At 32.8% G+C, this 12,542-nt stretch carries 13 protein-coding genes and 3 pseudogenes; 8 read left to right on the top strand and 8 right to left on the bottom strand.

Annotated elements, in window-relative coordinates; all coding sequences use genetic code 11:
• Positions 1-53: 53 nt before the first annotated feature.
• Both ACM6HU_RS17860 and ACM6HU_RS17855 read right to left on the bottom strand, forming a co-directional pair.
• Positions 54-740 carry an IS6 family transposase gene (locus ACM6HU_RS17860; protein WP_275857269.1) on the bottom strand — a complete coding sequence of 229 codons (687 nt, stop codon included), beginning with the start codon at positions 738-740 and terminating at the stop codon, positions 54-56.
• A 200-nt stretch (positions 741-940) separates the two neighbouring features.
• A complete protein-coding gene (locus ACM6HU_RS17855) occupies positions 941-1,627 on the bottom strand; it encodes an IS6 family transposase (protein ID WP_077295779.1) in 687 nt (228 codons plus the stop codon).
• 198 nt (positions 1,628-1,825) lie between these two features.
• Between ACM6HU_RS17855 and ACM6HU_RS17850 the strand changes: the two genes are divergently transcribed.
• The 3 genes and pseudogenes from ACM6HU_RS17850 (at position 1,826) to ACM6HU_RS17840 (ending at position 3,613) form a co-directional block, all read left to right on the top strand.
• Positions 1,826-2,530, top strand: a complete 705-nt coding sequence (locus tag ACM6HU_RS17850) for a YoaK family protein (RefSeq protein WP_016114399.1) — start codon at positions 1,826-1,828, stop codon at positions 2,528-2,530.
• A gap of 46 nt (positions 2,531-2,576) precedes the next feature.
• A pseudogene (locus ACM6HU_RS17845) lies at positions 2,577-2,954 on the top strand (DDE-type integrase/transposase/recombinase); the annotation flags it as partial.
• Positions 2,955-3,379: 425 nt separating this feature from the next.
• Positions 3,380-3,613, top strand: coding sequence for a YuzF family protein (locus ACM6HU_RS17840; RefSeq protein ID WP_002068860.1), 234 nt, complete (start codon positions 3,380-3,382; stop codon positions 3,611-3,613).
• Between the two features lie 67 nt (positions 3,614-3,680).
• Here ACM6HU_RS17840 and ACM6HU_RS17835 read toward each other — a convergent pair whose 3' ends face one another.
• The gene (locus tag ACM6HU_RS17835) at positions 3,681-3,956 is read right to left on the bottom strand and encodes a hypothetical protein (protein WP_016131314.1); all 276 of its coding nucleotides are present in this window, start codon (positions 3,954-3,956) and stop codon (positions 3,681-3,683) included.
• Positions 3,957-4,440: 484 nt separating this feature from the next.
• Positions 4,441-5,430 (bottom strand): LacI family DNA-binding transcriptional regulator, encoded by a 990-nt coding sequence (locus ACM6HU_RS17830; protein WP_016114401.1) that lies wholly within the window; start codon positions 5,428-5,430, stop codon positions 4,441-4,443.
• 98 nt (positions 5,431-5,528) lie between these two features.
• Here ACM6HU_RS17830 and ACM6HU_RS17825 point away from each other — a divergent pair.
• Together ACM6HU_RS17825 and ACM6HU_RS17820 are read left to right on the top strand one after the other, a co-directional pair.
• Positions 5,529-6,851, top strand: a pseudogene (locus ACM6HU_RS17825) (DegT/DnrJ/EryC1/StrS family aminotransferase).
• Positions 6,838-7,698, top strand: coding sequence for an HAD-IIB family hydrolase (locus ACM6HU_RS17820; RefSeq protein ID WP_016114404.1), 861 nt, complete (start codon positions 6,838-6,840; stop codon positions 7,696-7,698). The pseudogene ACM6HU_RS17825 and the gene ACM6HU_RS17820 overlap by 14 nt, the downstream one beginning before the upstream one ends.
• Before the next feature lie 136 nt (positions 7,699-7,834).
• Here ACM6HU_RS17820 and ACM6HU_RS17815 read toward each other — a convergent pair whose 3' ends face one another.
• The 4 genes from ACM6HU_RS17815 to ACM6HU_RS17800 all read right to left on the bottom strand — a co-directional run bounded on the left by ACM6HU_RS17815 (position 7,835) and on the right by ACM6HU_RS17800 (position 10,928).
• Positions 7,835-8,092, bottom strand: a complete 258-nt coding sequence (locus ACM6HU_RS17815; RefSeq protein WP_414848357.1) for a DDE-type integrase/transposase/recombinase — start codon at positions 8,090-8,092, stop codon at positions 7,835-7,837.
• 21 nt (positions 8,093-8,113) lie between these two features.
• On the bottom strand, positions 8,114-8,800 hold the full coding sequence (locus ACM6HU_RS17810) for an IS6 family transposase (RefSeq protein WP_016114405.1): 687 nt from the start codon (positions 8,798-8,800) through the stop codon (positions 8,114-8,116).
• Positions 8,801-9,271: 471 nt separating this feature from the next.
• On the bottom strand, positions 9,272-10,117 hold the full coding sequence (locus ACM6HU_RS17805; RefSeq protein WP_016114406.1) for a hypothetical protein: 846 nt from the start codon (positions 10,115-10,117) through the stop codon (positions 9,272-9,274).
• Positions 10,118-10,166: 49 nt separating this feature from the next.
• Complete coding sequence (locus tag ACM6HU_RS17800) at positions 10,167-10,928, bottom strand: SDR family NAD(P)-dependent oxidoreductase (protein WP_016132728.1); 762 nt, start codon at positions 10,926-10,928, stop codon at positions 10,167-10,169.
• 111 nt (positions 10,929-11,039) lie between these two features.
• On the opposite strand from ACM6HU_RS17800, the gene ACM6HU_RS17795 reads away from it, so the two are divergent.
• The 3 genes and pseudogenes from ACM6HU_RS17795 to ACM6HU_RS17785 form a co-directional block, all read left to right on the top strand.
• Positions 11,040-11,402, top strand: a complete 363-nt coding sequence (locus tag ACM6HU_RS17795) for a MerR family transcriptional regulator (protein WP_016132729.1) — start codon at positions 11,040-11,042, stop codon at positions 11,400-11,402.
• 365 nt (positions 11,403-11,767) lie between these two features.
• Positions 11,768-11,955, top strand: a pseudogene (hfq, locus tag ACM6HU_RS17790) (RNA chaperone Hfq).
• A 365-nt stretch (positions 11,956-12,320) separates the two neighbouring features.
• On the top strand, positions 12,321-12,542 hold a 222-nt coding region (locus tag ACM6HU_RS17785; protein WP_414848353.1), incomplete at its 3' end, for a recombinase family protein.

The following is a 12,542-nucleotide window of genomic DNA, read 5'->3' as shown; positions in this document are numbered from 1 at the left end:
TCTGTTGCAAAGTTTCTTAACAGATAAAAAATTGGGCTGATTACAGATGGATTTTATACAATTCTAAGTAATTGCTGTAATTCATTGTATGTTGAAAAAACGCAGTTTGGTTGCAAACTGCGTTTTCGTTTATGTATGGCATGAATCGTTTCGATTCCTTTCAAGGTACGTGAAGCATGGCGAAGACTTTGAAATCCTGCGGATTTGGCAAAACGTCGCTTTACATGTCTATGGTCTTGTTCTATGAGATTATTCAAATGCTTGATTGTGCAATGAGTTGTATGTTTATAAAAGCCTTGTTCCCTTAATTTGTTAAACGCACAAAGTAATGCTGGAGCTTTGTCTGTTGTTAGAACCGTTGGTTCTCCAAACTTTTTCACTAATCTTTTCATAAAGCCATATGCGGCCTGATGATCTCGCTTTTTACGCAGTTGAATATCTAATGTGTAACCCTCTTTATCAATCGCACGATATAGGTAACGCCATTCTCCTTTGACTTTTACATAAGTCTCATCCAATTTCCAAGACAATTGTACGTTTTTATTTTTCTTCTTCCAAATTTGGTAGATCAAGTTTCCATATTCATGAACCCATCGCATGATGGTTGTCGGATGAACCGAAACACCACGTTCCTTCAGGATTTCAGATACATCGCGATAGCTTAAAGAAAAACGACAATAGTAGCCGACGGCTACTAAAATAATGTCTTGTTTGAATTGTTTTCCTTTAAAATATCCCATCTGTCATTCTCCTCGTCTCATTTTTCTAGAATATAGCTTAGTTTAAAAAACTTTGCAACAGAACCATTAACCGCAAGTACTATTCTATTAAATAGGCTAATAAATCCTCTTAAAAATGATTCTGAGGATTCATTTTTTGGTTCTGGTGCAAAAATCATTTAATAGAGACATAGAACCTACACGGTCTGTTCAATTCCAGATTATGATACAATTCCAAACAAGTTATATACAAATTCAACTTCATTTTGGGTAGACTTCACCTGTCGGGGAATTTGTCCTTTTTTCATCATATGCATGGCTTCAACACCATTCAATATAGAGATTGCTGTTTTAAATGACTTGAATCCCAACATAGAACGCACACGTTTCTTAATAAAACGATGATCTTGTTCCACTATATTATTGAGATATCTAACTTGCCTTAATTGTATGCCTTCAGGCATATGTTTCTCATCTTTCAACTCTTGAATCGCTACAGGATAGGCAGGGTTTTTATCTACTGTTATCACGCGAGGTTTAGAAACGTAGGAAAAAGCCAAGGCTTTCTTAAAAAGGCGCTTGGCTGCTTGTTTATCTCTTGATTTACTTAGATAAAAACCAATTGTATTACCATCTGAATCGACCGCACGATATAAATACATCCATTGTCCTTTTACTTTAATATAAGTTTCATCGACTCTCCACGAGTCATTTGTTGATTTAAGATGATGTCGTACTTTCTCTTCTAATTGAGGTCCATATTGATGAACCCAGCGCATAATTGTTGTGTGAGCAATTGATAATCCTCTTTCCTCCATCATTTCCACCAGGTTACGAAAACTCAAATTGTACCGTAGGTACCACCTTACTGTTAATAAGATTAGTTCAGGCTGATAAGTGAACGAAATTAAACAATTAAAACATGTTAAAAAATTGTGTTGATTGTAGGTGAAAATCTTGGTATGGTATTATATCATATTAGGAAAAAGTAAAAGGAAGAAACATCAAGATATAAATTACGAATATCTTGTAAATATTATCAAAATAATATTGTTATTTGTATAATTAGATAATATATGCAATATAAGGTACAAGGAGATAATAATATGAAAGACAAACTAGGTACAATCCCCTCATTATCTTCAAACTCTATTTATTTGGGTGCTTTGTTAGCAGTAGTTGGAGGCTTTCTAGATGTGTATACTTTCATCAGTAGGGACGGAGTATTTGCCAATGCGCAGACAGGGAATGTAGTATTACTCGCTATAAGAGCAGCTAACGGAGAATGGCATAATGCTTTGCTATATATCCCGCCTATTTTAGCTTTTATGTTAGGTGTTTTAATATCAGAGGTAGTAAAGATTCCTCATATAAGACATGTATTGCATAGTTATAGACGCTCTATTCTAATACTGGAATGTATAGTTTTAATCATTGTAGGTATCTTGCCCAAAAGTATCCCTAACATAGTGATAACGGTATGTATTGCGTTTGTATCATCTTTACAGATCTCCACTTTTAATAAACTAGACAAGTGGGCCTACAATTCAACGATGACAACAGGGAATCTTCGAACTGTAACGCAGGCAGCATATTTAGCATTTATAGAACATGATCAGGAAGAGAAAAAGCGATTTCAAGAATTTCTTGTGATTATTCTTTCTTTTATACTTGGTGCGTTGTTAGGCACATTTACTACCACTCATATAGGGAACAGATCAATTTGGATTGCATCAGGAATTTTAGTGATTGCTTTGATTTTGTATCATAAAGATAGAGGGTACTGGAGAAAATCTCAAATGCTGAAATGAAAGATTTTTTAATAATATCTCACTTTTGCATGTCGTTCATTACCGGCTTCTTCATAAACGAGACACACAAGCAGCATATGCTTTTATGAAAAGACTCGTTCGAACTTTTGGAGAACCAACAGTTCTGACGACAGATAAGGCTCCTTCTTTAGCTTCCGCATTCAAAAAATTAAAGAAGATAGGTCTTTACAAAAATACCTTTCATCGTACAATAAAGTACCTCAATAATATCATCGAGCAAGATCATCGACATGTGAAACGTCGATTTTCCCGTTCCTTAGGCTTTCAAAGTCTTCGCCATGCCTCATGTACTATTAAAGGTATAGAAACTGTTCATGCCATATACAAACAAAAGCGAAGTCTTCAACCAAACTTCGCTTTTTCGACATATAACGCATTATATGAATTATTACTATCTTCATAAAACTGGTCCGCAATATTCCTCATCTTTTTATGTTTTCGGAAACTTTGCAACAGAATCTGTGATTATCATAAGAGCTACAGGGGGAAAATATGGAGTGTTTTTGTTGTTAGCAATTTTACTTAACGCACGTATTACTAAAGAATCTCAAAAAAAGTATAAGCAGTATTCTAATAAAGGGCGTATATAAAATGATAAATATCTTGAAAGGAACAACCTAGATGTACATTCAAAATATCCCTATATCATTACCTATTAACTAGTAAAAATAACCTTATATAAATAATTTTTTAGTAATTTAGAAATAGAAAACGTACCTTATTAAAATGTTATTTTCGTTCATATAATGAATTATCCTTCTAGCATATTTATAAGATTTATATCATATATTAAGAGAAAGAATGCAAGTTAGAAAGGAGTCTTATAGAATGAGTTATTTGGAGGGAAATGACTTTAGTGAACAAAATATGGTAAGTGTACCAAATCCCTACGTATATCAGACATTACAATCAGTAATTGGTAAACATGTGGTTATTGAAACTGTAAGAGGTAATGTAAGAGGAAAGTTAAAGGATGTGAAACCAGATCATTTGCTCATTGAAGATACGGTACCGTATATTGTACGCATTCAACAAATTGTATGGATTATGCCAAAACAATAATCAAATTATACCTAATTTGATTTATAAAAGATTAGTGTCATAGACGATCAAGTAAAAACACAGGGTTTTATCTCTGTGTTTCTTCAAATTTTCGTTTTTGAATATATGCTTGAGCATGAATAACTTCTTCCTGAAGCTCTCTTAATTCTTTCATAGATTCTGATTCAATAGCCATGTAAGTAGTAACTAAACTAATCATCATATCCATCTTCTCTACTATATTTTGAATGACCTGTTCAGATTCCTCTTTTTTAGGGTGTTGTATTGCTGTTAATACATCTTCTATATAATTATTCTTTCTTTGCTGGATATCATAAATAAACTGCTTTGTGTTTGAGTTCATTTGTTGTTCCTCCGTTTTGGATATACTTCTATTCTATCATATTTGAATAGAAAATATTGGATTTCCCTAAATTTACACCGGTCTCCCACATCTCCTCAAATATACAAACTAATTCCTTAACGTACAGGGAACTGATCGAAATGTGTCAATTTCATGTCTAAACGTACAATTTTCTTTTTTGGGTATGGTGACCATGCCCATCAACTTAAGAAATTAGTAGTTCCCCAAAACGAAGAAAATGAGTTGAATTCTCATAAATAACTGTAAAATAATATACTTTTCGTTTTGGGGACACTTCAGAATATTAGCTTGATGGGCATGTTGCCATACCCCAATATGTTATAAGTTACTGCAAAAATGCAAGAATAATAGTCCGAAAAAATTCATTGTATTACAAAATTGAAGATTTTATCTTCATATATAAGTTTCTCAACAATTATCTTTTGCATGAATAGCTCATCTCATATAAAATGACCAATTACATTTATGTCGATTCACGAATAATTAGATTCGTAGGGTATTGAATAATTTTACGGCCAATACTATCTTTTGAATCTATATATATTAGTATTTCACTAACAACACGTTTGCTTGATTCAACTATTGGAATATCAATAGTACTTATTGTTGGACTTGTAACTTTACAAATTAACTGATTGTCATAGCCACAAACGGCAAGGTCAGTTGGAATATTATACCCTTTTAAAGTAGCATTTTTAATAACTCCAGCTGCTACTTGATCATTACCAGTAAATAATGCCGTAGGTCTGTCTTTTAAATTATTTAACTTCTCAAAAATTCTAAACCCATCTTCAACAGTAATTGCATTTCCAAATAGCCATTCTTTTTTATATGATAGCTGTTTTTCTTCTAGAGCATGAAGATATCCTTGTTTACGTTTTAATTGAGCTTGACTATTAAGCGAATCGTAGCAAAAACCAATCTTCTCATGTCCTTTACTAATTAAATGTTTAACTGCTTTATAGCCCGCTTCATATTCATCATAGCAGATTATTGGAATAGGAGCAGTTTCCTCATATTCATTACACAGTAGTATTGGACCATGTGTTAAGTAACACTCCACATCTTTCCACTTATTTTCTAAGGATGCGAGAATTACACCATCCACAGCTTTATTTTCTAACAATGCTAGTAATTCAAGTTCTATTTTTTTTTCGTAAAAAGTCTGATAAATCAGTAATTTATAATTGTGTTTTAATAATTCTTTAGATATCTCTTTAGCAAGTTGACCAAAAAAAGGATGAGCAATATTAGGAATGGATAGGGCTATGGTTTGTGTTTTATTTATCCTAAGATTCCTAGCAATAGAACTAGGAGTATAGTTTAACTCTTTCATTACTCTCAATATTTTTTCGCGTTTTTCTGAATTTACATAAGGATGATTATTTAACACTCTTGAAATTGTGGCATTTGATACATTACATAGTTTGGCTATTTCTTTAATTGTTACCATAGAATCACTCCATAAAAAAAAATGTTGACATGTAATCGTTAACATAAAATATATTCTATTCATGATCTTTAAAATAATTTCTTAGAGGTGATTTTAACGTGAAAACTCTTACTACAGTTTCTGGTCATAGCAAAGATCATTTAGCCTTATTGAAATACTTACAGGGCGAAACAAAAGGTATTGAATTCGAAATTAGCAATATATTACCGAATCATAAAATGAAAAAAATTATTTAAAGATAATAAATTGGATAATAATGTCGATATAAATAAAGATATTTTCAATTATAGCAGAAAAATATACAGAAAATAGAATTCATGCCTGTAAACCGTTTAATTTCTACAGAAGAAATTGACGGAATAATGAGAACCTTAAAAGAAGTATTACCGACAGGACAATTTACAAGTGGCCCATTTTCAAAAAAGTTAGAGGAAGTAATCGGGGAGTATTTAAACAAGCAATTTGTAATTGCAACAAGTAGTGGTACAGATGCTCTTATGGTTTCATTATTATCTATTGGAATCCAGCCAGACGATGAGGTAATTATGCCTGCTAATAGTTTTGCTGCTACAGAGAATGCTGTGTTAGCAATTGGAGCAAAACCTGTTTTTGTAGACATAGATCGTCAAAATTACTACATGGATCCAACTAAAATAGAAGAAGCCATTACTCCAAAAACAAAATGTATTTTACTAGTACATCTGTATGGTAAACAATGTAATATGAAAAAGATCCGTCAAATTGCAGATACTTATCAATTGAGAATTGTTGAGGGTGCTTGTCAGGCTATAGGTTCTTCGGATCTTGGGAAATACGGAGATATTTTAGTTCTCAGTTCTAATCCATATAAAAACTTCGGTGTTTGTGGTAAAGCTGGCGCAATCGTTAGTAATGATGAAGATCTTGCAATTCAGTGTAATCAATATAGCTATCACAGTTTTGAAGTCGATAAGAAAAATAAAAAGGTATTAGATTTTGGCTTCAATTCTAAAATTGATAACTTACAAGCAGCAATTGGTTTGGAGAGAATTAAACATTTATCGTATAACAATTTTAAAAGAGTATATTTAGCTCAGCGATATATAAATAATCTAAAGGGATTAATGAATAAAGAATTAATACAACTATCTAAGATGACGGAAGACAATGTATGGCACCTGTTCCCTATTAGAGTTAGAAATGGGAAGAGGGATGAGCTGAAAAAGAAGTTGAAACAGCTGTATAACATTGAAACAGATATTTATTACCCTGTATTAGCTCATAAGCAAAACACTTGTTTGATTAAGGATAAATATATAAATGCTAATTTATTAAATACAGAGTTAGTTCATAAAGAGATATTACATTTACCTTTATACCCAAATATAACATTAGAAGAAGAAGACTATGTGATGGAGGGATTAATTAATGTTACTAAATAATAAAACTTTAAATTCTTTAACATTCGAAAGATTACCAGAAGTTGAAAATCCTAAATTTGTAGTGTTTTGTGATTTTGATGAAACTTATTACCCTCATGATATGGATGAATCCAAAAGAAATAACATGAAATTGTTAGAAGAGTACTTATATGAACAAGGAAGTAATGGTCATCTAGTAATTGGTTGGGTAACTGGGAGTAGTTTAGAATCTATCATTGAAAAAATGAAAAAAGGATCCATCCAGTATTTCCCTCATTTTATAGCAAGTGGATTTGGGACAGAAATAGCATACTTTAATAGTAATGGTATTACATTAACTGATCAAAGATGGGAAGAAAAGCTTGATAATAGTGGATTTGCACCTGGAAAAATTGATGAAATCATTGATTTATTAGAAAGCGATTATGGTGTTTTTTTACAACCACAGACACAATTAGGAACCTCTAAATACAAATTTAATTTTTATTATGAAAAACAAAATGAAGTTGTAGATACTAAAAGTTTGAAAAATATAAAAGAAATTGCAGAGCAATATCAAGTAGGGGTTAATATTAACCGGTGTAATCCATTAGCAGGTGATCCAGAGGATTGCTATGATGTAGATTTTATTCCGATTGGAACTGGGAAAGATGAAATTGTTAAGTTTATTTTAGGTAAATACGATTTAAGAAGAGAAAATGCAATTGCGTTTGGAGATAGTGGGAATGATTTAAAAATGCTTAAAGCGGTTCAACATGGTTACTTAATACAAAACGCGACAGAAGAAGCTAAAAAAGCGCATTCTATGTTAGTTCAAGGTGAATATTCCATTGGAATTTTAAATACTCTAAAGCACATTATTAATTAAAGGAGATGTTCTTGTAATGAATATTGGAATTGTAGGTACAGGTGGAATTGCAAAAGCTCACTGTAGAGCATTATCTACTAGGTTCCGTTGCAAAGTTTTTTAACACATAAAAAGTTGAAGGAATTGCAATTGAATTTTATGAAGCCGTTAATAATTTTTGTAATTCGTTATAAGTCGAAAAGAAGAAGTCTGATTGAAGACTTCTTCTTTGTTTATATAGGGCATGAACCGTTTCAATTCCTTTTATTGTACGTGAAGCATGGCGAAGTGTTTGAAATCCTGAGGATTTAGCAAACCGGCGCTTCACATGGCGATGATCTTGTTCTATGTAATTATTGAAATGTTTGATTGTAGAATGGGTTCTGTTGCAAAGTTTCCGAAGATATAAAGAGATGGGGAATATTGTGAACCAGTTTTATGAAACTATTAATAATTCATGTAATGCGTTATACGTCGAAAAAACGAAGTTTGGTTGAAGACTTCGTTTTTGTTTGTATATGGCATGAACAGTTTCTATACCTTTAATAGTACGTGAGGCATGGCGAAGACTTTGAAATCCTAAAGAACAGGAGAATCGACGTTTCACATGTCGGTGATCTTGCTCAATGATATTATTGAGGTACTTGCTTGTACGATGAAAGGTATTTTTGTAAAGACCTATCTCCTTTAATTTTTTGAATGCGGAAGCTAAAGAAGGGGCCTTATCTGTCGTCAGAACCGTTGGTTCTCCAAAAGATCGAACAAGTCTTTTCATAAAAGCATATGCTGCTTGTGTGTCCCGTTTTTGACGAAGTTGAATATCAAGGGTTTGTCCCTCTTTATCAATTGCTCGATATAAATAACACCATTTCCCTTTCACCTTGATATAGGTTTCATCCAAACGCCAAGATAACAATATGTTTTTGTTTTTCTTTTTCCAAATGTGATAGATAAGATTTCCATATTCATGAACCCAGCGCATGATAGTTGTTGGATGAATAGAAATACCACGTTCTTTGAGAATTTCAGACACATCGCGATAACTTAAAGAAAAACGACAATAGTAGCCAACGGCTATTAAAATAATATCCTTCTTGAACTGTTTCCCTTTAAAATATCCCATCTGTGATTCTCCTCGTTTTCTTTTTCGAAAGTGTAGCTTAGTTTAGAAAACTTTGCAACAGAACCTTAAAAACAATGAAACTGTAATACATACCACACCTAAAAATATGAATAAATAAATCATTTTTTTCTTCATGAATTCCTTTCCTATGGAGGTAATGTTGAGCGGGAACTGACCCTCACGTTCCCACTCTTAATATAAAAAACTATTGGATTCGACCGATTACAAATTTTTAACGAAAAATATGTTAACCTTTCCACCGCTTGGTCAACATATTTTGGTATATCATAAAGAGCGACGTTGAAACCCTCCCAATTTATTAGGAGTTACTTTGCACTTCCCGGCACGGTTGCTCCTTCTACCTCTAATAAGAATTGCCGACTTATTAACGTACGATTTTCTTTTTTGTTCGTATCAAGCCTATAGCCTTTTTCTTTTATCTATCATAAAAGAAAAAGGCTATGTTCTAAATTATTCTACTATTTGAAATGGCTTTGTTTGAGTTACTTTCATCATTCTCATACGAGCAAATCGCTCATCTAAATTATTTTCAAGCACCCATTCATGATGTGTTTCTGCAACCATTGGCTTATTATCCACAGAAATACCTTCCCATTCAAAATCTACGGAAACATTTATCGTGTTATCCACATTTTCTGTAACTGAGAGGTTTTTTGGATAATGTCCGCTTTGTTTCACTTGACTCGAAGCGGTTGCCAACCATTCGTTAAATCCTTTTAATGTATCGATTTCAGAACCTGTACTTAAATTCAATTCAAATTGTTCTGCTAGTAATTCTTTGAATTTGTCACCGTTCACAGATGCTGTTTCCATTAAATATAACCAATAATGCATAAATGATTTTGCTCTATTGTCTGCATAGGCAGATGTAAATTGTGGATTTTCCACATTACCGATTGGCTCTATATGGACCTTTGTAAAAGGAGGCAAGTCATTCTCTCTAAGTTTCAGGATTGTTGAATAATGAATTCTGTAGCTGTATCTACTATCATCTGGGCGTATATTTTGATAAAGAATATCTGCTTCTAATGAAAGTTCTTCATCGTTCAACTGTTTGATTGATGTGTTTTCAACATGATGCGCATTTTGCCATCCTTCAAACATTTTTAATCTATCTTCTAAACCACTTTTACCTTTAGAAGTTCCAGCTTGAGATGAAATTTCAATTTCATCCCCTAAAATGTCTAACTGGTTTTCTAGACGATATTTGTTAAATGGGACTTCATATACTTGATACCAACGATAGTATTGTGTTAATGCTAAATGATTATTTTGAATGTCTTTAAACTTTTTCATGTTTTTTACGCTCCTTTAGGATCTAAAACTTCAAATTGGGTACACCAGATTATTTTCTTGTTCTCGTCACATACGGAAAAATTGGTTCTCTTAATTGGAACTCATACGTTTCTCCATTCACAATTCCAACAACATTCTCGCTATCATACAGATCTAACATAAATCCAGCCATTTCTTTTGCAGTATGAAATTTAGGAATTACATCTTCATATTGGAATTCATCTGCATCCAAAGAACGTTTAGCAAATTCCGTTTCAGTTGCAGCAGGAGCCAAAACCTTTGCTTGCATGACTGCCCCTTTTTCTTTCAATTCTTGTGCTAGACCTTCTGTAAAGGCACTTACATAGAACTTTGTCGCGCAGTAGGTCACAGCATCGGCAACAATCAGGTATCCTCCTCCTGAAGAAATATTGATAATTTGCGTTCCTTCAACATTTGCATAGTCACGTACATAAAGAGAGGACAGAACGGTCAATGATTCAATATTCAAGTGAAGCATCGTCTCAATTTTATTTAAATTTTGTTCCCCAACGGAAGCAAAGTTTCCAAACCCAGCATTGTTAATCCAGGTCTCAATTTGATAATCCTGAAGACTTTCGTAGAATTCATAAACATTTGTAGTAACAGATAAGTCTACGTTTCGAATGACAACATCAAGGTCTGCGTTAATGTCAGCCACTTTTGATTTTAGCTTTTCCAATTCCTCCGTTCTGCGAGCTGCTACGATTAAGTTTTTTCCGCGAGCCGCAAAAGCAAGAGCCGTTTCATACCCAATTCCTGAACTGGCACCTGTAATAACTGTATATTTCATATAAATTCCTCCTGAATTTTATCCAATTGATTTTATTGTGAATGAACTATGAGTTGATTATAATGATTAGAGTAAGCTCTAAGTCAAGAAAAATTAATGTGGAGGTTTCTTATGCACACCATTGGTGAAGTGGCTAAAATTTTAGAGATAAGTACACATACTTTGCGGTATTACGAAAAGGAAAAAATTATAATTCCTGGTCGTGATGCCAGCGGAGACAGACGATATAACGATTCTCATATTAAATGGCTGCAATTTGTTATCAAGTTAAAAGAAACACAAATGCCTATTGCGAAAATAAAGAAGTATGCTTCATTAGTTTTAGAAGGAGAACATACCGCACTAGAGCGGTTAAGCCTTTTAGATGAACATAAACACTCTATTAAGAAACAAATCAGAACGTTAAAAGCTGCGGATGAGATGCTTGAATATAAAATTGCGGCTTACAAAGATTTCATCAGTAAACGAGATTAGATGCAGGCTCTATAAGGGCGAACGCCACATCTCCATGGGGTAGAAGGGGCATCCGTCAATTTTGGAGTAATCATCTGTCCAATAAATATAAAAATAAAAACAACCGAATCCTTAACGTACAAGGAATCGGTTGTTTTGCGTCTAAAATGTGTCTAAACGTACAATTTTCTTTTTTTGATATGGTGACCCATGCCCATCAACTTAAGAATTCAGAATTACCCTAAAACGAAAAAATGAGCTTTCTTGTAATAAAAAACAAATCCATAATACTAGGAGATTCCTTTTGAATGGCTATATTGAGAAATACGTGTATAAACCAGTATTTAAATTTCAGTATGATACGATTATAAAAAGGAGGGATTCATTTGAATGGTCTACAAGAAAAAACGTATGAATTATTTAAAGAAAAAAAAAGCCAGTCACTGTATTTTTAAAGAGTGGGGTTCGGATAACTGGGCAGATTCTTGCAATGGACAAATTTACGATTCTTATGATGGTTCATGGTAAACAGCAACTTGTTTACAAACAAGCCGTTTCAACTATTACTACATAATACATATGAGAATGATTTGACCATTTCTTAACATTTTCTCAATATTACATTATACATATATGCGATATAATAATAAGTAATTCTCTTTATCTTACTTCTATATATTTGTTGTTTCCTGTACAGAATCCTAATGATTAGGGTTCTTTTTTTGTTCCGAAAGGTACACCTTTTGAGCCACTTTTTATTACCACGTATTCAAAGATGTGGAGAACCCTTGGTGCGTCTATAAAAGTATACCTTTACAGATATATAGGAAACTATAAAAAACCACGTCTATAAATATCCGTTTCTTATTTTACAGACATCCGTTTATTTTATATACCTTTACAGACATAATTGCTATAATTATCAATGAGGTGTAGCATATGAAACATAAAAAATTTGGATATGTGCGAGTTTCGAGTAAAGATCAAAACGAAGAACGGCAAATTCAGAATGTGAAGAATTTAGGGATAGAAGAACGGGATATTTTCATAGATAAAGAATCTGGAAAAAATATGGAGCGAGAGAATTATAAAATGCTAAAACGTCTTGTTCGTACAGGAGATACCATTGTGTTTGATTCCTTGACAAGACTTGGAAGAAAT

Source organism: Bacillus sp. IT-79MI2, from assembly GCF_949768135.1.
GTDB classification, from domain to species: domain Bacteria; phylum Bacillota; class Bacilli; order Bacillales; family Bacillaceae_G; genus Bacillus_A; species Bacillus_A pseudomycoides.
This window is presented reverse-complemented; position numbering and strand designations above follow the sequence as displayed.